This window comes from Pigmentiphaga sp. MLSB6-MA01, from assembly GCF_058793475.1.
On record NZ_JBXAFV010000001.1, the window covers coordinates 239,306 to 263,595 of the forward strand.

The 24,290-nt window shown below is 63.0% G+C and carries 22 protein-coding genes, 1 tRNA gene and 1 pseudogene; 2 read left to right on the forward strand and 22 right to left on the reverse strand.

The window, feature by feature from the left end:
- Positions 1-16 precede the first annotated feature (16 nt).
- The 19 genes and pseudogenes from AC1Q6E_RS01240 to AC1Q6E_RS01330 form a co-directional block, all read right to left on the reverse strand.
- Positions 17-3,166 (reverse strand): type I restriction endonuclease subunit R, encoded by a 3,150-nt coding sequence (locus AC1Q6E_RS01240; protein ID WP_492572064.1) that lies wholly within the window; start codon positions 3,164-3,166, stop codon positions 17-19.
- Entirely contained in the window at positions 3,163-4,437 is a 1,275-nt protein-coding gene (locus AC1Q6E_RS01245; RefSeq protein WP_492572065.1) for an FRG domain-containing protein, read from the reverse strand. Before AC1Q6E_RS01245 ends, AC1Q6E_RS01240 begins: the two co-directional genes overlap by 4 nt.
- The gene (locus AC1Q6E_RS01250; protein ID WP_492572066.1) at positions 4,434-5,798 is read right to left on the reverse strand and encodes a restriction endonuclease subunit S; all 1,365 of its coding nucleotides are present in this window, start codon (positions 5,796-5,798) and stop codon (positions 4,434-4,436) included. The genes AC1Q6E_RS01245 and AC1Q6E_RS01250 overlap by 4 nt, the downstream gene beginning before the upstream one ends.
- Positions 5,782-7,503 (reverse strand): class I SAM-dependent DNA methyltransferase, encoded by a 1,722-nt coding sequence (locus AC1Q6E_RS01255; protein WP_492572189.1) that lies wholly within the window; start codon positions 7,501-7,503, stop codon positions 5,782-5,784. Before AC1Q6E_RS01255 ends, AC1Q6E_RS01250 begins: the two co-directional genes overlap by 17 nt.
- 319 nt (positions 7,504-7,822) lie before the next feature.
- Complete coding sequence (locus AC1Q6E_RS01260) at positions 7,823-8,776, reverse strand: restriction endonuclease (RefSeq protein ID WP_492572067.1); 954 nt, start codon at positions 8,774-8,776, stop codon at positions 7,823-7,825.
- Positions 8,777-8,841: 65 nt separating this feature from the next.
- Complete coding sequence (locus AC1Q6E_RS01265; RefSeq protein ID WP_223203249.1) at positions 8,842-9,075, reverse strand: HVO_A0114 family putative DNA-binding protein; 234 nt, start codon at positions 9,073-9,075, stop codon at positions 8,842-8,844.
- A 359-nt stretch (positions 9,076-9,434) separates the two neighbouring features.
- Positions 9,435-10,646, reverse strand: coding sequence for a tyrosine-type recombinase/integrase (locus tag AC1Q6E_RS01270; protein ID WP_492572068.1), 1,212 nt, complete (start codon positions 10,644-10,646; stop codon positions 9,435-9,437).
- A gap of 195 nt (positions 10,647-10,841) precedes the next feature.
- A complete protein-coding gene (gene ychF, locus AC1Q6E_RS01275) occupies positions 10,842-11,933 on the reverse strand; it encodes a redox-regulated ATPase YchF (protein ID WP_152794068.1) in 1,092 nt (363 codons plus the stop codon).
- Positions 11,934-12,021: 88 nt separating this feature from the next.
- Positions 12,022-13,011 carry a tripartite tricarboxylate transporter substrate binding protein gene (locus tag AC1Q6E_RS01280; RefSeq protein ID WP_152792858.1) on the reverse strand — a complete coding sequence of 330 codons (990 nt, stop codon included), beginning with the start codon at positions 13,009-13,011 and terminating at the stop codon, positions 12,022-12,024.
- The gene (locus AC1Q6E_RS01285) at positions 13,008-13,901 is read right to left on the reverse strand and encodes an alpha/beta hydrolase (protein ID WP_152792859.1); all 894 of its coding nucleotides are present in this window, start codon (positions 13,899-13,901) and stop codon (positions 13,008-13,010) included. The genes AC1Q6E_RS01280 and AC1Q6E_RS01285 overlap by 4 nt, the downstream gene beginning before the upstream one ends.
- Before the next feature lie 125 nt (positions 13,902-14,026).
- A complete protein-coding gene (locus tag AC1Q6E_RS01290; RefSeq protein WP_296554661.1) occupies positions 14,027-14,824 on the reverse strand; it encodes an SDR family NAD(P)-dependent oxidoreductase in 798 nt (265 codons plus the stop codon).
- A 43-nt stretch (positions 14,825-14,867) separates the two neighbouring features.
- A complete protein-coding gene (locus AC1Q6E_RS01295; protein ID WP_492572069.1) occupies positions 14,868-15,674 on the reverse strand; it encodes a CPBP family glutamic-type intramembrane protease in 807 nt (268 codons plus the stop codon).
- Entirely contained in the window at positions 15,667-16,260 is a 594-nt protein-coding gene (gene pth / locus AC1Q6E_RS01300) for an aminoacyl-tRNA hydrolase (protein ID WP_152792862.1), read from the reverse strand. Before pth ends, AC1Q6E_RS01295 begins: the two co-directional genes overlap by 8 nt.
- Positions 16,261-16,376: 116 nt before the next feature.
- On the reverse strand, positions 16,377-16,670 hold the full coding sequence (locus AC1Q6E_RS01305) for an Ada metal-binding domain-containing protein (protein ID WP_492572070.1): 294 nt from the start codon (positions 16,668-16,670) through the stop codon (positions 16,377-16,379).
- A gap of 18 nt (positions 16,671-16,688) precedes the next feature.
- The gene (locus AC1Q6E_RS01310) at positions 16,689-17,411 is read right to left on the reverse strand and encodes a 2OG-Fe(II) oxygenase (RefSeq protein WP_492572071.1); all 723 of its coding nucleotides are present in this window, start codon (positions 17,409-17,411) and stop codon (positions 16,689-16,691) included.
- A pseudogene (locus tag AC1Q6E_RS01315) lies at positions 17,408-17,911 on the reverse strand (methylated-DNA--[protein]-cysteine S-methyltransferase); the annotation flags it as partial. The pseudogene AC1Q6E_RS01315 and the gene AC1Q6E_RS01310, both read right to left, overlap by 4 nt.
- A gap of 125 nt (positions 17,912-18,036) precedes the next feature.
- The gene (locus tag AC1Q6E_RS01320) at positions 18,037-18,681 is read right to left on the reverse strand and encodes a DNA-3-methyladenine glycosylase family protein (protein ID WP_492572072.1); all 645 of its coding nucleotides are present in this window, start codon (positions 18,679-18,681) and stop codon (positions 18,037-18,039) included.
- A gap of 2 nt (positions 18,682-18,683) precedes the next feature.
- Positions 18,684-19,241 carry a methylated-DNA--[protein]-cysteine S-methyltransferase gene (locus AC1Q6E_RS01325; protein WP_296554669.1) on the reverse strand — a complete coding sequence of 186 codons (558 nt, stop codon included), beginning with the start codon at positions 19,239-19,241 and terminating at the stop codon, positions 18,684-18,686.
- A 215-nt stretch (positions 19,242-19,456) separates the two neighbouring features.
- On the reverse strand, positions 19,457-19,924 hold the full coding sequence (locus AC1Q6E_RS01330) for an ester cyclase (RefSeq protein ID WP_152792866.1): 468 nt from the start codon (positions 19,922-19,924) through the stop codon (positions 19,457-19,459).
- 179 nt (positions 19,925-20,103) lie between these two features.
- Between AC1Q6E_RS01330 and AC1Q6E_RS01335 the strand changes: the two genes are divergently transcribed.
- Together AC1Q6E_RS01335 and AC1Q6E_RS01340 are read left to right on the forward strand one after the other, a co-directional pair.
- Complete coding sequence (locus tag AC1Q6E_RS01335; RefSeq protein WP_296554670.1) at positions 20,104-21,615, forward strand: AlkA N-terminal domain-containing protein; 1,512 nt, start codon at positions 20,104-20,106, stop codon at positions 21,613-21,615.
- Positions 21,612-22,259, forward strand: a complete 648-nt coding sequence (locus AC1Q6E_RS01340; protein ID WP_492572073.1) for an alpha-ketoglutarate-dependent dioxygenase AlkB — start codon at positions 21,612-21,614, stop codon at positions 22,257-22,259. Before AC1Q6E_RS01335 ends, AC1Q6E_RS01340 begins: the two co-directional genes overlap by 4 nt.
- A gap of 134 nt (positions 22,260-22,393) precedes the next feature.
- Here the strand turns inward: AC1Q6E_RS01340 and AC1Q6E_RS01345 are convergent, their stop codons facing one another.
- The 3 genes from AC1Q6E_RS01345 to AC1Q6E_RS01355 form a co-directional block, all read right to left on the reverse strand.
- Complete coding sequence (locus AC1Q6E_RS01345; protein ID WP_152792869.1) at positions 22,394-22,981, reverse strand: 50S ribosomal protein L25/general stress protein Ctc; 588 nt, start codon at positions 22,979-22,981, stop codon at positions 22,394-22,396.
- A 141-nt stretch (positions 22,982-23,122) separates the two neighbouring features.
- Positions 23,123-24,073 carry a ribose-phosphate pyrophosphokinase gene (locus AC1Q6E_RS01350; protein WP_165404471.1) on the reverse strand — a complete coding sequence of 317 codons (951 nt, stop codon included), beginning with the start codon at positions 24,071-24,073 and terminating at the stop codon, positions 23,123-23,125.
- Between the two features lie 118 nt (positions 24,074-24,191).
- Positions 24,192-24,268, reverse strand: a tRNA-Gln gene (locus AC1Q6E_RS01355).
- Between the last annotated feature and the right edge of the window lie 22 nt (positions 24,269-24,290).

The window sequence follows — 24,290 nt, forward strand, 5'->3', positions numbered from 1 at the left end:
TCCTCTGTCCGCCTTATCACTTCGACCAAGCGTTCGACAGTGATTCCGCCTGCTTCAGCACCAGTTCGATGGCGGCATCCTCACCCGCCGGCGGGTACTTCCACTTCTTCAGCGTGCGTCGCACCAGAATCCGCAGTTTGGCGCGTACGCTCTCGCGTACCTGCCAATCCACCGTGGTGCTGTTGCGCAGTTTCTCGGTGATCTCGACGGCGATCTTCTTCAAGGTATCGTCGCCCAACTCCCGCACGGCGTTTTCGTTGTTGGCCAGCGCATCGTAGAAGGCGATCTCGTCCGGATTCAGCCCCAGCGCTGCTTCACGCTCCAGCGCTGCCTGGAAGTCCTTGGCCATCTGGATCAACTCCTCGATGACCTGTGCCGTCTCCACCGCTCGGTTGTGGTACTTGCGCAAGGTTTCCAGCAGGCGGTCGCCGTACTTCTTCTCCTGCACTACGTTGTTACGCGCCCGCGTCTTGATCTCGTCACGCAACAGCTTTTCGAGCAGTTCCACCGCCAGGTTGCGGCTCTTCATCTGTCGCACGTCTTCCAGGAATTCTTCCGACAACAGGCCGATGTTGGGCTTGTCCAGGCCCGCCAGGGCGAAGATGTCCGCCACCCCGTCCGCCACGATAGCGTTGTCCAGGATCTGCTTGAGCGCACTGTTCTTGTCCGCGTCGGAACGCTTGCGATCCACCGTGGTGAACTTGACGATGGCAGCCTTGACAGCGGCGAAGAAGGCGATCTCCGTGCGCAGGGCGGCAGCTTCGTCCAGCGTGCTGCACAGGGAAAACGCCTTGCTCACGGCCAGCATGGCATCGAGGAAACGCTGTTTACCGTCCTTCAGCCCCAGGATATGGTTGGCTACCGGCACCAGCAGCTTCATCGCATCGGTTTCAAACCCACTGTAGTCGAAGCCGTGCATTAGCCCGCGCACGATGTCCAACTTCTCCAGCAGCACGGCCAGGGCCTCGGCCGCGTTGTGCGCCGGGTCGCCCTTGCCCTTGGATTCGGTGTAGGTCTTGAGCGCCGCTTTCAGTTCGTTGGCGATGCCGATGTAATCCACCACCAATCCACCGGGCTTGTTGCGGAACACCCGGTTGACGCGGGCAATGGCCTGCATCAGGTTGTGGCCCTTCATGGGCTTGTCCACATACATGGTGTGGCAGCAGGGCGCGTCGAAGCCAGTGAGCCACATATCGCGCACGATCACCAGTTTCAACGGGTCTGCCGGGTCCTTGAAGCGCTTTTCAAGACGTTTCTTCACCTGCTGGCTGTACAGGTGCGGTTGCAGCAAGGGCTTGTCCGCTGCCGAGCCCGTCATGACCACCTTGATCGTACCCTTTTCCGGGTCGGCATCGTGCCAATCCGGGCGCAGGGCAACGATGGCGTTATACAGCTCGGCGCAGATGTCGCGGCTCATGCAGACGATCATCGCCTTGCCTTCCAGCGTGGCAGTGCGCGTCTCGAAATGCTGCACCAGATCGGCAGCCACCTGCTCCAGACGCGGCTGCGCGCCCACCAGCTTGGTCAGCGCAGCCCAATCGCTCTTGGTCTTTTCGCGGGCAGTGATGTCCTCCTCGTCCTCGATGACCTCATCTACCTGGGCATTGAGGGCGTCGATCTCAGTCTGGTTCACGTCCAGCCTGGCCAGGCGGCTTTCATAGTAGATCGGCACCGTGGCGCCATCGTCCACCGCATCCTGGATGTCGTAGATGCTGACGTAGTCGCCGAACACCGCCCGTGTGTCCTTGTCTTCCAGCGCGATGGGCGTTCCGGTGAAGCCGATGAAGGTAGCGTTGGCCAGTGCATCACGCATGTGCTTGGCATAGCCGAACACGTACTTGCCGGTCTTGGTATCCAGTCGTCCCTTCATGCCGTACTGGCTGCGGTGCGCCTCGTCGGAAATCACCACGATATTGCTGCGACCCGACAGCAGGGGATGCTGTTCTTCATCTTCCAGCAGGGCGAACTTTTGCACCGTGGTGAAGATGATGCCGCCCGCCTCGCGCGAGGCCAGCATCTCGCGCAGTTCCTCGCGGCTGCCCGCCTGCACCGGCGTCTGCCGGAGCAGGTCTTCGGCCGCGCAGAAGGTGCCGTACAACTGCCCGTCCAGATCGTTGCGATCGGTCACCACCACCAGCGTGGGGTTCTTCATCTCCGGCTGCTGCAACAGCTTGCCCGCGTAGCAGGCCATGGTGATGCTCTTGCCCGAGCCTTGCGTATGCCAAACCACGCCGGCCTTGCGGCTGCCGGGCTGCACTTCCTTACCATAGGTGGCGCGCGGCTCCTGCACTTCCAGAAGACCCTTGTTCGGGTTGCTGGCGGCGATCATCGTGGCTTTCACCGCCTCGCGCACGGCATGGAACTGGTGGTAGCCCGCAATCTTCTTGATGATCTGATCGGCATCCTGCTCGAACAGCACGAAGTGGCGGACATAGTCCAGAAACAGCGCAGGCTCAAAGAAGCCACGCACCAGGGTTTCCAGTTCGAACTCCAGCAGCGGCCGGTCGTCCTCATTGGCAATCGCCCGCCAGGGCTGCATGCGCTCCTGGTTGGCCGTCAGCGAACCCAGGCGCGCCGTGAAGCCGTCACTGACCACCACCGCCACGTTGGTGTTAAAGAGGTCGCCGATCTCTTCCTTGTAGGTCTGGATCTGGTTGAAGGCATCCCAGATGTCGGTCTGCTCGTTGGCCGGATTCTTCAGCTCGATCACCGCCAGCGGCAGGCCGTTGACGAAGGCCACCAGATCGGGACGGCGCGGCTGCTTGGTGCCGGCCACGGTGAATTGGCTAACCAGCAGGAAGTCATTGTTGCGTGGGTTGGCGAAGTCGATGAGATTGACCAGATCGCTACGTTTCTCGTCGCCGACGGAAAAGCCGACCGGAATGCCAGCCAGCATCAGTTGATGCACACGACGGTTGCGAGCAATCAGCAGCGGTTCGCTGACCGTCAGAAGCTCGTGCGCCGCCTGCTCAAGCGCCGCAGTGGGGATGTGCGGATTGATACGGGCTAGCGCTGCCAGCAGGCGTTCGCGCAACACCACGTGTCGGTAGTCGGAGCGGGCAGGCTGATCGCCATCAGGCGCAATATCCGGCCCCTTTGTGTACATCCAACCGAGCCCCCCGAACCATTCAATGCAGAGGTCTTCGAGTTGCTGTTCAGTAATCATTTCCCCTCCGCCGCCTGCTGCTTCACCGCATCCATGATTTGTTCGACCACTTCATTACGCAATTGTGATGGGTAACCGTTCTTCCGTAGCGTGATACGAATAACGTTACGCATCCGCGCTTGAGCATCTTCGCGCTTGTCCCAATCCACAACTTGGTGTTTTGAAATATCGCGGGACAGTTCGCTGGCAATCAAAGCAATACGCCCAGGTTCCACTTGCTGCGCATCAGGATGTGCACGCAAGATAGTATCAATGCTGAAAGAGGTTTTCTCCGAATCAATAACGGGAGCCTCTACAACGCCGACGGATGGAACAGAAGGCTCTTGAACAATTTGAGTAGCCGTCGAACGCTCACGCTCTGCTGCTTGCGCAAGACGGGCTTCCTCCTCCGCTTCGGCGGTGGTGATATTGCAATAATCAGAAGCACCGATCAGATCAGGAAAGAGACTGGCATGATGCACATTCATCCGCCTGAGATGACGCAAGCAAGCATCACGCTCTTCATTACGAATGTAAACCTTGCATATGTATCGAGCCAATAAATCGGGTTGATCTTCTTCCGATGCGGAGCGCAACGCTTCATCTTCAAAAGCCTCGTCGTCGGCTAAGACATTCGCTAGCTTGTTCTCTATAGTGGCGTCATACGGGGAGAAGGTGAACAGTCCAGCTTGATTCACCAATCTCCCGTAGCTGTCCTTACGAGGCTCCCAAAGCCGGATACCCGTCTCGTCCTGATGCTCCAAAATAAAACTCTTATTGAGCACATAAACGACACGATAAGAGTTTTCTTCTTCATCCTTGCTGTCGGGCTTGGCGAAGGCGAAAAACAGGGCGACATATGGGGAATAGGTCCAGTCAAGCAAGGGCGTCATCAGGCCGTGATGCTGGCCAATGGACCAAAGCTCGTCATCTTCATCCACTAGACTATTGTCACTAAGCCGGCCTCGAATCGCGCGCTTGAATCGTTCAAGCTGAGTCGCTGCCAAACTTTCGGTGACGATCCCATTAACGGATAAGCGACCCAAGGTCGGCATCAAGCTCCAATCGGAGCGTCGTTGGCCACGAAAAATAAGTTGTACACCAGGACGATTGAAGAACGGACTCTCTAGAAGTTCAGTGTAATCTCGCCAAGACTTCAATCGAGTTACCGGAATACGGCCGCTAAGCCCATCCGCCATGACCTCAAAGCATTTCTGACCGCTCTTCCAAACCGGAATCTGCTCAAAATAATCTGTACTTTGTTCTTCAAGGGTGGTTTCGTTCTGACTCATTGCGCGATCTCACCTGCGAGAGCCTCTACAGAAAGCTCTCCAGAAAGAAGCTTAGGAAGAAGAGTATCTCGGAGGTCGGCGAGAAGTATTCCGCCCTTTCTTTTCTTCTGAATTATGGCAAACAACGGCTGCACGATTCGACTAAATTCTCGTGCAACTGATTGAATCGGAAGCACCACATCTTCTTGAACCACAATCTCAGGACGCACGGCAGGATACGCGCCGCCATCCGCCAAATGAGCCAAACGTTCGATATTTACTTCGGACGTGGCTACAAGATAAACAAACTCTAGCCAATGGAGTTCCTTTGGCCGAAGCGCCGCAAAACCCGTGCTTCCTGTCAGCCCATCTTCGCCAACCAAAGCAAAGGACCGGTTGCCTGGACGCACTGTGCCCACAACTGTATCTCCATATCGCAAAACTCTTCTAGCGCGGCTTGGAATCTCCTTGCCGCCAATGTTCTGCACTCCTGTAATCTCGCCTCTCTTGGTGTTGGCTAAATCAACATACCGGATTGCACCAGGCAGGGTTTTGGCGCTCCAGTTTTCAGGATTTAACTGGCATAGTTCAGCCAATGCTCCGGCTTTCCACCCTTTCGGAATTCCCCCCAACTTCGAATCCTCCATTGCATTAGGGAATAGCGCAGCGGTGGCAGAGAGTTGGTCGTACTGCTTACGAGGCATCTGGTCGAGTTCAGCGTCGGTCTTGCCACTGATGGCGCGCATGGCGGCGCGCAGCGGGTCTTGGCCTTGTTCGATGGCGTCAATCTTGGCCTTGACCGGGTCGAAGTCAACAAACCAAGACTTGAAGATGGCTTGCGCCATGGCTTCGAGGGCTTGGTTGATGCGGCGGTTGAGGTCAATCTTCGAATCAAGCGCGCCAAGTGCTTTCGCAATACTCGTTTCCGCTTGGTCGTGGCGTGGGATCTTAATTTTCTCCAGGACAGGTATGCGAATGTTGCTGACTGTCGAACCTGTTCCCTCATTCCATCGGATCTGGTTCTGAACGAAAGTGGACTGAAGCGCATAAAGCAAGTAGTCCCCATCGACATCAGCTTTGGGGCGTAGCAGTACTTGCCGCTGCCCAAGGCAGCAGGTCAAACCCTCTGGAATTTTGCAGACTTCTCCCATAGGCGCTTCGCGAGTGATCACAATGTCGCCGGGCCGAGGAGCCATACGTCGAATGCGTTGTTTGAAGTGCTCCTCGTCGGTAAAACTCGGCTCGGAAAGATCTAGCCTGCCATCCTTAATGTTCTGGTTTCGCAGTACGACATAGCCGGATTTCGTCCAAACAGGTGTTGAATGTGGGCAATCAATGACAGCCTCGCACATTGATGCAAGCGATTCAGTTTTCAACGACATAACCCAGCCCCGCTAAATTCTTCTTGATCGCCACCTCCAGCTTCGCACTCTCCGCAAACTGTTCAACCAGTTGCGCCGTCAGCCGCTGCATCTTCTCGGAAAAAGGCTCGCCATCTTCCTCCTGCTCTGCCGCACCCACATAGCGCCCGGGCGTCAGCACATGCTCATGCTTGCGCACCTCTTCCAACTTGGCGGAATAGCAGAAGCCAGCCACATCCTCGTACCCTTCGCCCTGCTGCCAGGCATGGAAGGTATCGGCGATTTTCTGAATATCATCCGGGGTAAAGTCGCGCAGCACACGGTCCTTCATGTAGCCCATCTGGCGGGCGTCGATGAACAGGAACTCACCGCGCCGGTCACGCTTTTTCTTGTCCAGCGCAAAGCCGTTCTGCTTGTCGCGGGTCAGGAACCAAATGCAGGCCGGGATCTGGGTATTGGTGAACAACTGGCCGGGCAGCGCGACCATGCACTCGACGTAATCGTCCTCGATCAGCCGCTTGCGGATTTCACCTTCGTTGTTGGTGTTGGAGCTCATGGAACCATTGGCCAGCAGCAGCGCCATGCTGCCGGTAGGGGCCAGGTGCCGGAGCATATGCTGCAACCAGGCGAAGTTGGCGTTGCCCTGCGGCGGTGTGCCTGCGATCCAACGCGGGTCAGTGGCCAGCTTTTCGTTCCACCACTCCTTCATGTTGAAGGGTGGGTTGGCCATGACGAAGTCGGCGCGCAGGTCCGGGTGCAAGTCGTTGAGCAGGGTGTCAGCCGGGCCGCTGCCGAAGTTGAAGTCGATGCCGCGAATGGCCATGTTCATCGCAGCCAGCCGCCAGGTGGTGGGGTTGCTCTCCTGCCCGTAGACGCTGATCTGCCCGCTCTTGCCGTTGGCGGCCTTGCCACCGTGCTGCTCGATGAACTCCTCGCTTTGCACGAAGAAACCACCGGAGCCCATGGCCGGGTCGTAGACGCGGCCTTTGAACGGCTGGAGCATTTCCACGATCAGGGTGACGATGCTCTTGGGCGTGTAGTACTGGCCGCCCTTCTTGCCTTCGGCCAGGGCGAACTGACCGAGGAAGTATTCGTAGACGTGGCCGAGGATGTCCTTGGATTTCAGGTCCAGCGGCTGTCCCCTGTACTCCTTGGCGCTGAAGTCGGTATCCGAGAAGTGGCTGATCAGCCCGGCCAGCTTGCTGGAGTCGAGCTGCACGCGGGTGAAGTCCTTGTTGAGCACGTTCTTCAGGCGGGCGTTCTCGCGCTCGACGGCTTCCATGGCGTTGTCGATCAGCCAGCCGACCGAGCGCATTTCCTCTGGCTCGTCCTTCCCGGGCTTGCTCCAGGGCAAAGCCGCCTTGGGTGGCAGTTGCGCGCAATCACGCAGGGTTTGCCAGCGTGCTTCCAGAGGCACCCAGAACACGTTCTTCTCGGTGTAGTAGTCGCGCACTTCCAGCTCGGCGGCGATGTTGTCTTCGTACTCCTGGGTACCTGCCCCGCCGTACTCGTCCGGGTCCATGTAGTAGTCATGATCCGGATTGATGAACTGTTCGCGCAGTTCGCGCTGCCGTTCTTCGAAGGCATCGGAGACGTACTTGAGGAAGATCAGCCCGAGCACGACGTGCTTGTACACAGCGGCGTCGAGGTTAGAGCGCAGCCTGTCGGCAGCAGTCCAGAGCTTCTTTTCCAGGTCGTTGAAGAACTGTTGTTCTATGGGTCTCATGTCTTCGTTCCGTGTTGCGTCATGCCTGTCTTCCTTGCGGGCCTCGTTGGCTTGCCGCTTGATCGCCGCTGATGGTTCGGTGACGGGGTTGGGCAAGGATGAAATTTTCTCTGCCAAGGCAACTGAGCCGCCGCGCCCGCGCCCTGGCCGGATGAGGGCGTCGTCGATCAATTGCTGCTTGACGCGTTGGTAGATGCTGTCCTGCCAGCCCAGCGCTTCGAGCAGGCGTTGATTGCCCGCGCTGCCGCCAAGGAAGCCAATGTGCCGATGAATTGTTCGATCTGTTGTTCTGTGGAAGTCACTTGCTATTCCTCTGGCGTCAGGCAGGCCAGTACAGCCGCTTCAACGGCACGATTCGTTTAGTTTCGGCGTCGGTAGCGTCGTAGTGCTCGATCAGGGCGCGCACCACATGGTCCAGCGTCCACATCGCCAGGGGGATGGAGGCGCGGTCTGCTTCGTACTGGGCATCCTTGGTGAAGCCACCGGTGCTGACATACAGCCCACGATCATCCTTATGGCGGCCGCCGAGGAAGCTACGGATTTCCTGACTGCCCATTTGGCCCTTGCGGTGCTTGACCTCCACGACGATGCGCGGGTGTTCGAAGCCAAATCCGTCCGGCGAAGCCACGATGTCTTTGCCCCGATCCGAGCCGGGTGGCGAGACTTGGGTCTTGTAGCCCATGGCGCGCAGAATGCCGGCGACCAACTGCTGCATGTCGTCCCAGTCGAGTTCGTTGACCCGATCCTTGATGCGTTCGAGCGCCTGGGACTCGATGTCGGCCAGTGGGTCAGCGATGACGTCCTCTGTTTCATCTTCCACGGCCGGCGCCGGTTTACCCTTCAGCGCCGCCAGCACTTCAGTTGCCGCGCTGGACGGCACCTCGAACAGGGTCAGGGTCGAACCCAGGCTGTTCTTTGTGCTGGTGCCCAAGCTATCGCGCAGTAGTTCCTGCGTTTGCCACTGCACCTTGCGCGTCAGTGGCATGCCTTGCTCGGCCCACTCTGGGTGATGCTCGGCTGGTCCGGTGATCTTGCCGATCGAATACAGGCGATTGGCTGGCGAATAGGTGATGACCCAGTCGCCATCCTGGATGTCGTTAACGAAACGCCAGACCTGCGATGCACCCGATACCACTGTGCCTTGCTTTGCCTGTGGCTCGACAGACTGGTACAGGGCGATTAGCTGCTTGCGTCCGACACCGGGTTTGGCATGGGCTGCCAATTGATTCCAGCCCACAGCAGCTACGCCGCGTTCTCGGAAGGCGTCATACAAGCTTCCGCCTTCGCCTCGCACCATCCACATCCGTGCCATTGCATTCCCTCTCTTATTCGTAGCCATCAATCCAGCACCACCAGAAACTCAGTCGCCAGCGCTGTCGGCTGAACATCCCGAACATTGCGTCGCAGCGATACCAGGCCGTAATTGGCCATCATTCTCAGAGTGCGTGACAGGTTCGGCACCTTGCGGCCGCTGAGTTCGGCAAGTTCGGTCAGGGACTTGGGTTGTTTGTCATGGATCAGGCGCAGCAGGTGGCGGTTGTCGTCCGACAGCACCGCTGCCAGTGATGCCAAGGATGGAAACCAGATGCTGGGAACCTCACCTCCTTGCGGAGGAGGCGAACTATCCGGTTGTCGAACACCGACAATGCAGCGTTTCATGCTCACAAGCCCAAAGACACGTTAACTTACAATAATATCAATCCCTGATAAGCACTGTTTGGCGAACCAGGAAAACTTGCCGCGCCCCGCGAGGAAATGGGGTAATTCAACAAAAATTACCCCAATACTCTCAAGCGATTACCCCATTTCCAACGCTCCGCACGCGGCAAGGGCAAATGGCAAGGGAACGGCACTCAAGGGACAACGGCCCTATCCAGAAAAGGAAAAGGCCGCCCTATCCATTCGTTCTGCAACACCTAGCCAACTCTTCCCTACGCCGTGCCGCTGCCCTCCGCAGCACTCAGATAGTCCGCCCAGTCCTGCAACAGCGTCCTTCTCTGATCCAGCAGCAGCGCCTTGTTGTACGTCGCCCGCACCTTGTTGCTTTCAACGTGAGCAAGCTGCCGCTCGATTGCATCAGGCCGGTATCCGTTCTCATTGGCCCAGGTTGAAAAGGTCGTCCGCCAGCAATGCGGCGTCGTGCCCCGGCCCAGGTTCATGTCGCGCATCGCGTAGGTGAGCCGGTTGGGCGTAGTAAAGCCCTTTCCGCTTCGGTGCGGAAACAGATAGCGCCCACCACCCGTGATGTGCTGCAAGTCTTTCAGCACCGCTATGGCCTGCGTTGACAACGGGCTGACATGGTCACGCCGCGCCTTCATCTTCGCCGCAGGCCGACGCCACAGTGCATCCTCAAAGTCGAACTCGTCCCACTCGGCATCCGCCGCTTCCCCTGGACGGCAGGCGGTCAGCGCAATCAGCCGCAGGCACAACGAGGTTTCTGGATAGCCCCGGTAGCCGCGCAACTCCTGATAGAACTTCTGGATTTGCTCTCGCGTCATCGCCGCCTTGCTCTCGCTGAACGGCACGCGCAGCAACCCGCGCAGGCTGGGAATTGGATTTGCCTCGACCAGCCCACGAACCACCGCGAATTCGAAGATAGCCGAAAGATCACCTTTGACATGGATGGCCGCCCACGCGCCATGGGCCTTGCACTCCTCCAGCAGCGGGCGAATCTGTTTGACGCCAATGTCGCTCATCGGCATCCCGTCGAACTTGGGCGACAGGTACTTCCTGATGCGGGATTCTTTCGTGCGATAGGAACTGAGCGCAAAGATTGGCTTGATCTCAGCCAGGTACGCCTGAGCCACCTTGGCGAACGAGCTTTCACGAGCGCGCTTGCGCTCCTCCAGCGCTTCCAGGTTGCGCTGCTTCACCTGCTGCCGCTCATGGGCAGGATGGATACCTTGCTTTACCAAGGCACGCGCCTTCTCTCGGGCCGCACGCGCCTCCGCAAGACTTACTTGGGGAAAGCCGCCAATGGCAAAGAGATTCTCCTTGCCTTGCAGGCGGTACTTCCACCGCCAGAGCTTGCCGCCGGTGGGCTTGACCAGCAGGAACAAGCCCCCGCCGTCTGAAAGTTTCCAGTCTCGATCAGTCGATTTGGCCGACCTGACCTTGAGGTCGGTGAGTAGATTCTCGGGCATCGTTGGACTCCGCTGCGGGAGATGTACCCCCACGGTTGAACACGAGTACCCCCAACGCTACCCCCGAATTTTCTGGACCTCGATGAACAATAGGAACGCTCAGCAGACCGTATTGTTTATGCAACCCATTGATTTCAAATGGGCCAACCTGTCCATCAAGCGCTACTGAGCGCCACCGAGATCCAGCAAAAATCGTCAGACGTTGAACAGGAAGTTCATCACATCGCCATCCTTGACGATGTAGTCCTTCCCTTCCGCCCGCATCTTCCCGGCTTCCTTCGCGCCGGCTTCGCCCTTGCAGGCGATGAAGTCGTCGAACGCGATGGTCTGCGCACGAATGAACCCACGCTCGAAATCCGTGTGGATCACCCCCGCGGCCTGCGGCGCGGTAGCGCCGACGGGCACGGTCCAGGCGCGCACTTCCTTGACGCCCGCGGTGAAGTAGGTCTGCAGGCCCAGCAGCTTGAAGCCGGCGCGGATCAGGCGGTTCAGGCCGGGCTCTTCCATGCCCATGTCGGCCAGGAAGACGGCGCGATCTTCGTCTTCCATCTCGCCCAGTTCGGCCTCGATGGCGGCGCAGATGGCCACGGTGGGCGCGTTCTGCTTGTTGGCGTATTCGGTCAGCTTGTCGAGCAGCGGGTTGTTCGTGAAGCCGTCTTCCTTGACGTTGCCCACGTACATGGCCGGCTTGGCGGTGATGAAGCACAGGGGCTTGATCAGGGCCTTTTCGTCGTCGGACAGGTCGAGCGCGCGGATCGGCCTGGCCTCGTTGAGCTGGGCCATGCACTTCTCCAGCACGGTCACCAGCTTGGCGGCATCCTTGTCGCCGGACCGGGCGGTCTTGTTGTTGCGATGCACGGCCTTTTCGGCGGTCTGCAGGTCGGCCAGCGCCAGTTCGGTCTCGATCACCTCGATATCGGCGATCGGGTCGATCTTGCCGGCCACGTGGATGACGTTGGGATCCTCGAAGCAGCGCACGACGTTGACGATGGCGTCGGTTTCGCGGATGTGGGCCAGGAACTGGTTGCCCAGGCCTTCGCCGGTGCTGGCGCCGGCCACCAGGCCGGCGATGTCGACGAATTCGACGGTGGCGGGCACGACGCGCTCGGGCTTGACGATGGCGGACAGGGCATCGAGGCGCGGATCGGGAACCTCGACCACGCCGACGTTGGGTTCGATCGTGCAGAAGGGGTAGTTTTCCGCGGCGATGCCGGCTTTGGTCAAGGCGTTGAAGAGTGTGGACTTGCCGACGTTGGGCAGGCCCACGATGCCGCACTGGAGGGCCATGGGGGAAACCTATGTTGTCATGAAAGGAGCTGGGGGCATTGTACCGCCCCCACCCGCCTCCGGCCGAGCTCGCCCCCCGTCCCGACCCTCACTCAGCCTTGATGTCGGCCTTCTCGATGATGCCCTTCCAGATGGCGGCCTCGCGCCGGATCTGGCCGGCGAACTCGGCAGGGCTGTTGCCGACCGCGGTCAGGCCCAGTTTCTCGAACTGCCGGGCGATTTCCGGCTTGGCGACGGCGGTTTTCACGGCGTCGGCCAGTTTCCGGACGATGGCCGGGTCGGTGCCCACCGGGGCGGCCAGCCCCCACCAGTTGCCGGCCACGAGGTCCGGCAGCCCCTGTTCCGCGGTGGTCGGCACCTGGGACAGCGCGGGCAGGCGCTGCGGCGCCGCCACGGCCAGCGGCTTGAGCTTGCCGCTGGCGATGTGCCCCGCCACGGTACTGATGCCAGCCGAGGCGAAGAAGATCTGGACGTCGCCGGCCAGCAGCGCCTGCACCGCGGGCGGCGAGCCGCGATAGGGCACGTGCACGAGTTCGATGCCGGCCGACTGCGCGTACAAGGCGCCGATCAGGTGCGGCGGCGTGCCGCTGCCCGGCGTGCCGTAGTTGAGCTTGCCCGGGTTCTTCTTGGCGTAGGCGGTCAGTTCGGCCAGGTTGTTCGCCGGCAGGCTGGCGTTGACCACGACCACGGCCGGCGCGTTGTTGATGACGGTGATCGGCAGCAGGTCCTTGGCCGGGTCGTAGCGCAGCTTGGCCAGGTACTGGTTGGTGGCGAAGTTGTTGGTCGCGCCCAGCAGCAGGGTGTAGCCGTCGGGCGCGGACCGCACCACGTCCTCCGCGCCGATGTTGCCGGAGGCGCCGCTCTTGTTGTCGATGTAGAAGTTGGCGCCCAGCAGGGCTTCCAGTTCCTGCTGGACGATGCGGAAGGTCACGTCGCCGGCGTTGCCGGGCGCGTAGGGCACGACCACGCGTATCGGCCGCGAGGGCCAGTTGTCGGCGGCCTGCGCGGCGGTGCCGAAGGCGCACAGCGCCAGGGCTGCCGCCAGGGTGCGGCGGGGCGTATCGGAAAGGCGGCTCATGTCGGAGTCCTCCGTAGGTCGGGGCGGGCGCCGCTCCCCTCGATCAGCTGCATGACGGCGCGATACAGGGTGCTCGACCGGTCGCACAGGTCGAGGATCACATCGAAGTGATGGCGGCCTTCGAACACATGCTCGGAAGCCAGCAGGCCGCGTTCGCGCCAGTAGCGGGCCACGTCCCCGCTCTGCCTGCGGAACTCGTCGGTGTCGCCGCGGGCCACCGCCACCACGACCGGCGTACGGCCGCTGGGCTCGTTGGTCAGCAGGGAGAACTCCTTGACCTGCTCCGGCGTCAGGTGCAAGCGCTGGTTGCGGTAGGACAGGCGCACGGGTTCGAGATGGCCCAGCCCGCTGACCAGCAGGGCGCCCGCGAAGCCGTTGCCCGGCAGGCCGGCCGCCGTCCAGTCGTGGGTCAGGCACTGGGTGACCAGATGGCTGCCGGAGGAATGGCCGATCAGCACGATGCGCGAGGGATCGCCGCCATGGCGGGCGATGTTGCGCACGACCCAGCCGACGCCTTCGCGCACGGCCGCGACCATCTCGGCGAAAGGAACCTGCGAGGCGCGGGGAAAGCCCAGCGCCACGTACATGCAGCCGTCCCGCACGAAGGCGGGCGCGGCGAAGGCGCTTTCTTCCTTGTTCTGCCCCAGCCAGGCGCCGCCGTGCACGTAGACGACGACGGGATGAGGGCCGGGGCCGGCCGGCGCGTAGATGTCCAGCCGGGCATCCTGGTGCGCGCCCCAGCGCACGTCGTGTCCGGTGCGCAAGGAAACGGCCTCCTGGCTCAGGCGCGCGCCCTCGTCCAGGGTCCGGCGAAAGGTGGGGCAGTAGCGCTGGTTGTCGTACTGATGGTCCAGCGCTTCCTGGTCGTAGTCTCCAAAGACTGCTTTCATTCATGCATTCCGATACGGGATCCGCCCAAGGTAGCAAAGGGGATTCTTTTTCGGAATTGAATTGTTCCTATAGATTGATATCAGGAATTCATGAATGCGCCATGCCTGTCAGGCGGCGGACCAGATCAGATGAAAGGCGACGCGCCGCCGTCCATCGGGATGACGGCACCGGTAACGTAGCTGGCCAGGCCGGAAGCCAGGAACAGCGCGACGTTGGCGATTTCCTCGGGCTGCGCGAGCCGGCCCATGGGTATCCCGGCCACCTGCTCGGCCAGCAGCGCTTCGCGCGGCCGGCCGCTGGACTGCGCCGCCACCGTCAGTCCTTCCTCGACGCGGCTGGTCTGGGTCATGCCGGGGTTGATCGCGTTCACGCGCACGCCGCGGCCGGCATAGGCCTGGGCATAGCCCACCGTGGCCAGCATGAGCGCCGCGTTGGCGGCTCCGCCGCCGATATGGAAGACACCGGGCGACTTGCCGCCCTGGCCGACGATGTTGACGATGCTGCCCCGCCCCCGTCCCGCCATCAGTTTGGCGACGGGATCCTGGACATGCATGTAGCTGAAGTACTTGGCGTCCATGGCCTGCCGGAACGCCTCCGGCCCCAGTTGCTCGGGCGCATACCGGCGGGCCGCGCCCGCCGAATTCACCAGCACCGCGATGGGCCCGCACTCGCGCTCCGCCCAGTCCACCGCCGCCTGCGCCGCCGCCGGATCCGACAGGTCGGCGGCCTGGACCCGCATGTCCAGGCCCTCTGCCTGCAAGGTGCGCCGCGCGGCGTCCAGGTTTTCCTGGCTGCGCGATACGCCCGCGACCACCGCCCCCGCCCGCGCGAACGCGCGCGCGCAGGCCAGGCCTATGCCCTTGCTGGCACCGGTAATCAAGACGACGGAGCCGTCGAACGACAACGTGGGAGCTTGCTTCATTTCGTGTCCTGTAGCGGGAGCGTGCGCGTTGCGGGAAGAGCCATTATCCATCCAGCAGGCCGGGCGCATGGTTCTGCAAGGTCCACAACAGGGCCATGGGTCCGGCGTTGAAACAGGCATGCAGCGCGATCGAGGCGCCTATGCCGAAACGCACGCGCATCCAGCCCAGCACGAGGCCACTGGCCCACTGCGGCAGGACCAGCAGCGGCAGCAGCAGCCAGTCCCCCTGGCCCAGCCGGAAATTGGCCAGGTGCAGGAAGGCGAAAGCCAGCGTCGCCAGATGGAAGACGACGGGAAAGGCCCGGGCATAGCGGCGCAGCCACGTCCGTGGCCAGCGGTGGCCGCGCCAGGCCAGTACGGCCGCGATCGCGCCGCAGGCCAGCGCCACGCTGGCGCCCGCGGCCAGGCTTGGCCGCATCAGCATGGCGGAGACCAGCACGGGCAACAGCCATAGCGCCGGAGCAGGCCGCCGCAGGCCATAGCGAAAGACCATTTCCTCGATCACCGGCGCCCACAGGACGACATGGAACCACGACAGGTGCAGCGCATCCAGCCTGCGCTCGGCGCCCGAGGCCGTCGCGACCGAGGCGGCCACGGGACCCAGCACCAGCAGATTGACGCCCCACAGCACCAGCACCCAGCCCAACAGATGCGGACCGCCCAGGCCACCCAGCCATTCCTGCGATCCATGGCGCGCCACGCCTGCCTCGGCATCGCGCCACCGGCGCGGCAAGCGGGGCCCCAGGCGCGGCCGCCTGACGAAGGCGAGAAAATCCGCGAACTCCTCGCGAAAACCCGGCCGGCCCCGTGCCGGCACCGCTACCGCGCGAGGCAGGCGGATCTCAGGCATTGCCGCTGTGCAACTGCTTCATGGCCTGTTCGAACTCGCCCTTGAGCACGGCCGGAATGATGGCGCGACCCCGGTCCAGGGTTTCGTCGATAAGCGCCTGTTCTTCCTTGCGCGGCGGATGCAGCACGAAGTCCACCACCTGCTGCGCCAGCCCCAGCGACCGCGGATGCCCGATCCCCAACCGCAGCCGCCAGAACGCCTGCGACCCCAGCGCCGCCTGGATGTCCTTCAGGCCGTTGTGCCCGGCGTGGCTGCCGCCCTGCTTGAGCTTGGCCTGCCCGGGCAACAGGTCGAGTTCATCGTGCGCCACCAGGATCTGCTCGGGAGCGAGCTTGTAGAAACGCGCCAGCGCTCCCACGGACTGGCCCGAGCGGTTCATGTAGGTCATGGGCTTGACCAGCAGGATCGCCTCCCCTTCGAAGCGGGCCTTGGCCACGTGGCCGAAGAAGGACTTCTCGTTCGTGAACGATACGCGCAGGTCGTCGGCGATCTGGTCCAGCAGCCAGAATCCCGCGTTGTGGCGGGTGCGTTCGTAGTCGGGGCCGGGATTGCCGAGCCCGGCGATGAGGCGTATGGGTTCAGACATGGCGATGCAAAGCGGGATTCGGGAAGGCCCGTTATCTTAGCCTGCAAATGACGAATGTCCGCTGCCAGCTGTTGGCATGCGGATAGTGGCCGCACCGGGGAGCGCCCCACCGGAATTCATTGGGCATCATGGAAGACCATGCCCGGCGCCTGCGACTTCCAGGCCGCGTACTGCCGGGGCATGCAAACGGCGCAGGGCCGGTACCCGGCGGCGATGGCCGTGGCTTCGTCGGCAAAGAAAACGCGGTGCTTCACATAACCCCCGCGGGCAATCGCCTGTAGCGCGGCGCGGCAATCCAGGCGGCCGTACAGCTTGCCGCCGCGATGCCCCCCGAAAGTACCCGGCAACGGGCTGGAGTACGGCCTGCCCTCCGGCCCAAGCAGCGTGAATGTCTTGTCCGGGTCAGGCATGTTCCACGATCCCCGGCGTCACCGCGCATCGTGGAACGACAGTTCCAGGCCGATGCGCTCACCCTCGCGCACGCGGCTGATGGCGTGCTTGAGATTGACCCGGTAGCAGCCCTGGGCGCCCTTGAAGGGACGTTCCGCCGTGGCGATGACGGCCATATCGCCGAGTTTGAGCGGCACCACCATCGGACGGGACTGCATGCGCGGGCGCTGCTCCGTCATCACGAACTCGCCTCCCAGGAAGTCGGCGCCCGGTTCGGACAGCACGGCAACGATCTGCATGGGAAACACCTGCCCGCCGTCATTGCGCTGGTGCAGCGACACCTGGTCATCGACGCCAAGCCGGCTCAGATGCGATTGCGCCCGTGCCTGGCCCGCCTCCCTGTTGTGCCCCAGGAAATCCTCCAGCTCCCCCGGATAGCGATGAGCCGCGCCTAGGGTTTCGTTCCAACGATTGGCGATGGCCACCAGGCGCCGGTAGAGCGCCGTGCGCCACGGCTCCAGCGGAGCCGGCATGCCGGCTCCGAAGTAGAACAGCTCGCCGCGTCCAAGCGCGCCGGATTCCAAGGTCACCCGGCGGGCGTCAGACGCGGCGACGCGTTGCGCCAGGCCGCGCGCCACGCCGGCGTCCAACAGGCCAGGCAGCACGGCATGGCCCTCGGCATCGAGCCGCGAGCCGATGTCGGTCCAGTCCAGGCGATCAAGTGCCGTGTCGAGCGACTCCATGAGTAGCCTCTGCGTCATTGCCTGGCTTCGCGGCGCAGCAGTTCGCGCTTGCGATCCACGCCCCAGCGATAGCCGGCAATGCCACCATCGCGCCGCACGACACGATGGCAGGGAATGGCCACGGCAATGGGATTGGTGGCGCAAGCGTGCGCCACGGCGCGCACCGCCTTGGGCGAGCCGATGCGCTCGGCGATCTCGGCGTAGCTCGCGGTCGAGCCCGCCGGGATCTCGCGCAGCGCGCGCCAGACGCGTTCCTGGAAGGCCGTGCCCTGCAGGTCCAGCGGGAGATGCGCCGCGATTGCAGGCGCTTCGATGAAGCCCGCGACCCGCGCCATCCACGGTTCGGCTTCGTCATCGCCCCCGATGATTTCGGCCTTGGGAAATTGCTCCATCAGGCCACGGACCAACAGATCCGGGTCATCGCCCAGCAAGATGGCGCAGATGCCGCGCTGGCTCCGGGCCAGCAGGATGGCCCCCAGCGAGCATCGCCCCAGCGCGAAGCGGATGATCGCGCCGGCACGGCGGGCATTTTCGGTTTCGTAGGCTGTCGTCGTATTCATGGAAGAAATCTCGTCATCATCAATCACACGGCCAGGATATGCGGGACTTTCATCGCAAGCGCTCCGATTCTTGCGATGGATATTCAACGGGCCGGCAGGCGCCACAGGTACCAGGCCGCCACCGTCCGAAACGGGCTCCACGCCTCGCCGATCCCACGCATCTGGCGCGGCGTGGGCGCCTTCTCCAGCCCCTTCAGACGCCGATAGCCCTCCCGCACGCCGAAATCATCCACCGGCAGGACATCGGAACGCTCCAGCGAGTAGATAAGAAACATCTCGACCGTCCATCGCCCGACGCCGCGCAAAGAGGCCAGGCGCTCGATCACGGCTTCGTCGGACAGGCTCCGCGCTTCTTCCCGATCGGGCACGATGCCATCGACGGTCGCCTGGGCGATGCCGCGGATGGCCGCCAGTTTGGCGGCCGAAAAGCCACAGGCCCTCTGGGCCTCAGGATCGGTGGCCAGCAATTGCCCGGGCGCGGGAAAGGAGGTACCCGGGTACAACGCCAGCAGGCGTCCCAGGATCGCATCGCCTGCCTTGGCATGCAGTTGCTGGTAGGCAACCGCGCGTACCAGCGCCTCGTAGGGCTCGCGCGCGGGCTTGGCCTCATGCCGGCATGGACCGATCGCGGCAATGTGGCGCGCCCAGTCCTCGCCCAGTCCGGACAGGAATTGGGCGGCCCGCAGGTAGGCACGCGGAGAAAGGTCGGCGGCAATCGTCCCGCTCAAGATCAGAACCCCGGCAGCATGGCGGTCTGCGGCTCGGGCTCTTGCTCCTTCACCGTCATCGCCTTCTCATGCTCCAGCAGCCAACGCTTGCGGTGCAGTCCCCAGGCGTAGCCTTTGAGATCGCCATTGCTGGCGATGACCCGGTGGCACGGTACGATGATGGCGATCGGGTTGGCACCGTTGGCCGCTCCTATGGCGATGGCCGCGCGCGGGTCGTCGAATCCCAGTTCCCTGGCCAGTCTGCCGTAGGTCGTGGTCGTCCCTGCCGGTATGCGGCGCAGCGCTGCCCAGACCCGGCGTTGCAACGTCGAGCCGGCGGTCGCCGTGCGCAGCGCATCCAGCGCCTCCCACTCACCATCGAAGTAGCGGGCCAGGGCGTCGGCGATCCCGGCCGGGGCCGGTGCCTCGGCCAGCGTCACGTCGCCATAGTGTTCACGCAGGCCGCGATGCAACCGCGCCCCGTGGTCGGCGAAATCGAGCGCGCGGACGACCTGATCCGCGTCGGTGACGAGCAGCATGGCACCCAGCGGCGAGTCCAGATGATTCAGAAACAGTTTCATGGCACATTCCTTGTTGAATGGATACCTGACATCCGCGTGCCTGTTTCAGGCGCGTTGCGCCCAGATCGCCGGGCGGATACGCCTCGCCGCGGCCCACGCGCGGCGGCGGAACTACCGTCGCCGTTGATCCGCCACCAGGCCGCACCGACATCCACCAGCGATCGGGGAGGACCACGCCAACGGGTTGTGGCGTGGTCCTCCTTGCCCCGCGGACATCAGGCGTCGCCGTTCCCCGCGACAGCCTTGATCAGGCCGAGCTGGGTCAGCGCGGTGACGCCATCGTCCAGGCCACGCTCCTCCACGATCTTGCCGCCGATCACCTTCAGCACCGTGGTGCCGGTGAAGTGCATCCTGCGGCCGGTTGCCGCGGGCAGGCCGCCGTTCAGGAAATCATCGTGTGCCGGGCCGGTATGGGTGCCGCCCCCCTCCCACTGCCCCACCACATAATCGCCTTCCGCGATCAGATCGGCCGTGCCCCAGAAATTGAGATCGGGGAACGCCTTGCGGAAGCCGGTCATGAATGCGCGGATGTCTTCGCGGCCACGACGGGGCTCATGCAGCGAATAGTGCAGCAGCATGTCGGGCGCGGCGATTTCGTCGATGACCGCCAGGTTGGGATTCTTGCCCCAGAACTCGGTGAACCAGCGGCCGACGACGGCCTTGTTGTCGTCTTCTTTGCTCATTTGGAAGATCCTCGAAGTCGTTTGGACCGATCACCGAAGCCATTCGATGACCTGGACAAGAGGATAGACATCCGGACGTCGCACAAAACTCCGATTCTTGCTTTGCCAAGCCCGGATCGTACGGGTCACATGTCCGAAAATGGCGAACCCCGCGGACGATCGGCATGTACGATGCGTTCATGCCTGCCATCATTGATGCCCTCGAAAGCGATGCCTGCTACCTTGCGCTGAAAGCGCGCGATGCGCGCTTTGACGGCTCTTTTTTCGTGGCCGTCACCAGCACGGGGATTTATTGCCGCCCGGTATGCCGCGTGAAGACACCGCGCCGCGAAAACATCCGCTTCTACCAGCACGCGGCAGAGGCCGAAGCGGCGGGTTTCAGGCCCTGCCTGCGTTGCCGCCCCGAGTTGGCGCCGCGCGCGGCATCGTGGAGCACGGAAGATGCTTCGCGTATTCTGGCCCTGCAGGCCGCGCGGCTGATGGACGAGCCTGATGCCTGGAGGCACGTGGCCTCCACGGATACGGCCGAGGCGCCTTCCGGCGGCGGCCTGATGACCAGGATTGCGCGCAAGCTAGGCGTCAGCGATCGCCATCTGCGCCGCATTTTCGAGACACACTTCGGTGTCTCGCCCCTCCAGTACCAGCAAACGCGGCGGCTGCTGGCGGCCAAGCAATTGATCGCCGATACGCAGTTGCCGATGGCCCAGGTGGCGTGGTCCAGTGGATTTGCCAGCGTGCGGCGTTTCAACGATGCCTTCGCTCGTCACTACGGCTTGAACCCCAGCTCCCTGCGCCGCGCCAAGTCCGCGCCGGATGGCCAGAGCATCAGCGTGCGATTGGGCTGGCGGCCCCCCTACGACGTAGACGCGATGCTGGGGTTCTTGCGCTTTCGCGCGATACCCGGCATGGAACAGGTGGTGGACGGTGAGTTCATGCGTACGCTGCGCCTCGAGCAAGGCGAACGGACCCGCGTCGGCTGGCTGCGGGTACGCTTCGACAAGGATCGAGCCCAGGCCGTCCTGACGGCCAGCGACTCGCTGGCCGCCGCGTTGCCCACGCTGATCAACCGCGTGCGCGCCACCCTCGATCTTGACGCCGATCCCATCGCCATCCACGCTGCCCTGCACACCGCTTTTCCATCGAGCGACGGCGTGCGCGTGCCGGGCACATTGGATGGATTCGAACTGGCCGTGCGTGCCGTGCTGGGCCAACAGATTACCGTCGCCGCCGCGCGCACGCTGGGCAAACGCCTGGTCGCGGCGTTTGGCGATCCCATCGAGACCCCCGTCGCGGGCGTGGATCATCTTTTCCCCACCCCTGCCGCTCTGGCCGCCGCGACCGGCGACGAATTGGGCAGGCTGGGCATCACGCGCCAACGCCAGGCCGCGCTGCATGCCCTGGCACGAGCCGTCCTGGCCGGCCGCATCGCCTTGCATCCCGGCGTAGACGTCGCGGCGACCTGTGCGGATCTGCGGACGCTGCCCGGCATCGGCGACTGGACGGCGCAGTACATCGCGCTGCGTGCCCTGCGCTGGCCCGATGCTTTTCCCGCCGGCGACGTAGCGCTGCAAAAAGCCCTGGGCGTGAACAGCGCCCACGCCGCCGTGCTGGCCGCCGAAAGATGGCGGCCCTGGCGTGGCTATTCGGTGCTGCGCCTCTGGCACGCCATGGAGCGCAGCACCTCGACATGAATACCCCTGCCCAGGACCCGATACATGCCCAGGGCGACCTGTTCGAAAGTGGCGCCCGGTTCTCGATAGATACATCCTTTGAAACGGCAAGACGTTTCGCGCTCGACGATCACTCCTGGATCGAAATCGTGCCCGGCTGGATGTCGGGAGCTTCGCTGCTCTATGAGCAGATGCGCAGCGGGGTTCCATGGCTAGAACATGACCGGCGCCTGTTCAACAGGGTCTTTCGCGAGCCGCGCATGACGGCGACCTACCCGGATCTTGCCGATGTGCCGGAGCAAGGCCTGCTGCAAGCCGTCCGTGCGCTCTCAAGCCACTACGGCGTGACTTACGACGGCTTGTGGATGAACCTCTATCGCAACGGGCAGGACAGCACCGGCTGGCATCGCGATCACCGCTCCTGCCGGAAGTCGGAATGCATCGTCCCGGTCTTGACGCTCGGAACGACCCGGCGCTTCCTGATCAGGCCGATCAAGGGCGGCAGCTCCATGACTTTCAAGCCCTCCTCCGGCGACCTGGTGGTAATGGGAGGGCGATCCCAGCAGGACTGGGTGCATTGCGTGCCCAAGGAACCGGGCATCGCGGGCGCGCGCATCAGCGTCAACTTCATGAGTACGGCGCAGGGCGTGCGGGACCGCCCATGAATCCGATGTGATGCGCAGCGCGTGAAATAAAAAACCCCGACCGTAACCGATCGGGGTTTCTTCAGACAGGCACGGCGGATCCGGCTTCGCCGGTCCGCAGCTGCCGCCCCCAGGGGGGCAGGCAGCGGGAAACCCTATGCAGCGGGGGTTTCCTCGGCGGCGGCGCCACCGGGCTTGGCGATGGCGGTCGCGATGACCGTGTCGCCAGCGGCCGGGAACGTCACGCCCTTGGGCGCCTTGACGTCGGACAGGTGGACGGACGAGCCGGCGATCATGTTGCCCAGGTCCACTTCGATGAACTGGGGCAGGTCGTTCGGCAGGCAGGTCACTTCGATTTCGGTCAACACGTGGTTGATGATCGCGCCGCTGAGCTTGACGGCAGGCGACGCCTCGGCGTTGATGAAGTGCAGCGGCACCTTGGTGTGCAGGGCCTGGCCGGCGGCGACACGCTGGAAGTCCACATGCAGCACTTGCTGCTTGTAGGGGTGCCATTGGACGGCGCGCAGCAGGACTTGCGAGGCCTTGCCTTCGAGTTGCATGCTCAGGATGGACGAGTGGAACTCTTCCTTGCGCAGGGCATGGTAGACCTCGTTGTGATCGAGTTCGATCGACAGGGGCGCTGCGTCGCCGCCATAGACAATGGCGGGAACACGGCCGGCGCGGCGCAGGCGGCGGCTCGCACTCGAACCCTGGACGCTACGCGAAGTGGCGTTGAATTGCATGGTTTTCTCCAAAATGCGGCAGGCGATATGCCCGCTCGCGGTGCACGGAACGCGACCATCGCATTCCGTCCGGCAGCGCCGCGACCAGCGCTTCCGGCTCGCCCCGCCGCCCCGCGCGATGCGGGGCGGCGGGAGCAGAACTTATTCGACGAACAGCGAGCTGACCGAGTCGGCCCGCGAAATGCGCAGCATGGTTTCACCGATCAGGGCCGCGCACGACAACTGGCGGATGCGGCTGCAATCCCGGACCTCGTCGCTGGCGGGGATGGTGTCGGTGACGACCAGCTCGTCCAGGTCGGATTCGGCGATGCGGCCCACCGCGCCGCCCGACAGCACGGCGTGCGTGCAATAGGCGTAGACGGCCAGCGCGCCGCGCTGCTTCAGGACCTGGGCCGCCTTGCACAACGTGCCGGCGGTATCCACCATGTCGTCCATGATGATGCAGGTGCGGCCTTCGACGTCGCCGATGATGTTCATCACCTCGGACACGTTGGCGCGCGGACGGCGCTTGTCGATGATGGCCAGGTCGACCTCGAGGCGCTTGGCCAGCGCCCGGGCGCGCACCACGCCGCCCACGTCGGGCGACACCACCATCAGGTTGGACAGGTTGCGCTTCCAGATGTCGCTGAGCAGGATGGGCGCGGCGTAGATGTTGTCCACCGGGATGTCGAAGAACCCCTGGATCTGGTCCGCGTGCAGGTCCATCGTCAGGATGCGGTCCACGCCCACGACCTGCAGCATGTTGGCCACGACCTTGGCCGAGATCGCGACGCGCGCCGAACGGGGGCGTCGATCCTGGCGGGCGTAGCCGAAATACGGCATCGCCGCGGTGATGCGGCCGGCGGATGCCCGGCGCAGCGCATCGACCATGACCATGATTTCCATCAGGTTGTCGTTGGTCGGTGCACAGGTGGGCTGGAGGACGAATACGTCTTTACCGCGGACGTTCTCGTTGATTTCCACCATGACTTCGCCATCGGAAAACCGACCGACGCTCATCTTGCCCAGTGGTATGCCGAGGTGGCTCGCGACGTCCGCCGCCAGCTTGGGGTTGGCTGTCCCCGTGAAAATCATGAAGCTTTCTTGCGCCATGACGCATTGCCCGTGGCTGTGGCCCGGTGACCTGTAACCGAGGCCGATCGACAAAACAACAAAGCTGTTGATCCTGCGAAACACTGACAGGCATCAACAGCTTCTAGGTCAAAGACTGTGGCTGGGGAGGAAGGACTCGAACCCTCGCATGCCGGAATCAAAATCCGGTGCCTTGACCAACTTGGCGACTCCCCAACTCGTTACCCCCGCAGGAACT

Coding starts and splice junctions, on each gene's coding strand:
- AC1Q6E_RS01285 (WP_152792859.1), bottom strand. CDS start 13,901: ATGAAAGCAGTCTTTGGAGACTACGACCAGGAAGCGCTGGACCATCAG.
- AC1Q6E_RS01325 (WP_296554669.1), bottom strand. CDS start 19,241: ATGAAACTGTTTCTGAATCATCTGGACTCGCCGCTGGGTGCCATGCTG.
- AC1Q6E_RS01310 (WP_492572071.1), bottom strand. CDS start 17,411: ATGACGCAGAGGCTACTCATGGAGTCGCTCGACACGGCACTTGATCGC.
- AC1Q6E_RS01305 (WP_492572070.1), bottom strand. CDS start 16,670: ATGCCTGACCCGGACAAGACATTCACGCTGCTTGGGCCGGAGGGCAGG.
- AC1Q6E_RS01345 (WP_152792869.1), bottom strand. CDS start 22,981: ATGCAATTCAACGCCACTTCGCGTAGCGTCCAGGGTTCGAGTGCGAGC.
- AC1Q6E_RS01240 (WP_492572064.1), bottom strand. CDS start 3,166: ATGATTACTGAACAGCAACTCGAAGACCTCTGCATTGAATGGTTCGGG.
- AC1Q6E_RS01350 (WP_165404471.1), bottom strand. CDS start 24,073: ATGGCGCAAGAAAGCTTCATGATTTTCACGGGGACAGCCAACCCCAAG.
- AC1Q6E_RS01330 (WP_152792866.1), bottom strand. CDS start 19,924: ATGAGCAAAGAAGACGACAACAAGGCCGTCGTCGGCCGCTGGTTCACC.
- AC1Q6E_RS01250 (WP_492572066.1), bottom strand. CDS start 5,798: ATGTCGTTGAAAACTGAATCGCTTGCATCAATGTGCGAGGCTGTCATT.
- AC1Q6E_RS01340 (WP_492572073.1), top strand. CDS start 21,612: ATGAATACCCCTGCCCAGGACCCGATACATGCCCAGGGCGACCTGTTC.
- AC1Q6E_RS01290 (WP_296554661.1), bottom strand. CDS start 14,824: ATGAAGCAAGCTCCCACGTTGTCGTTCGACGGCTCCGTCGTCTTGATT.
- AC1Q6E_RS01280 (WP_152792858.1), bottom strand. CDS start 13,011: ATGAGCCGCCTTTCCGATACGCCCCGCCGCACCCTGGCGGCAGCCCTG.
- ychF (WP_152794068.1), bottom strand. CDS start 11,933: ATGGCCCTCCAGTGCGGCATCGTGGGCCTGCCCAACGTCGGCAAGTCC.
- pth (WP_152792862.1), bottom strand. CDS start 16,260: ATGTCTGAACCCATACGCCTCATCGCCGGGCTCGGCAATCCCGGCCCC.
- AC1Q6E_RS01335 (WP_296554670.1), top strand. CDS start 20,104: ATGCCTGCCATCATTGATGCCCTCGAAAGCGATGCCTGCTACCTTGCG.
- AC1Q6E_RS01270 (WP_492572068.1), bottom strand. CDS start 10,646: ATGCCCGAGAATCTACTCACCGACCTCAAGGTCAGGTCGGCCAAATCG.
- AC1Q6E_RS01245 (WP_492572065.1), bottom strand. CDS start 4,437: ATGAGTCAGAACGAAACCACCCTTGAAGAACAAAGTACAGATTATTTT.
- AC1Q6E_RS01295 (WP_492572069.1), bottom strand. CDS start 15,674: ATGCCTGAGATCCGCCTGCCTCGCGCGGTAGCGGTGCCGGCACGGGGC.
- AC1Q6E_RS01255 (WP_492572189.1), bottom strand. CDS start 7,503: ATGAGACCCATAGAACAACAGTTCTTCAACGACCTGGAAAAGAAGCTC.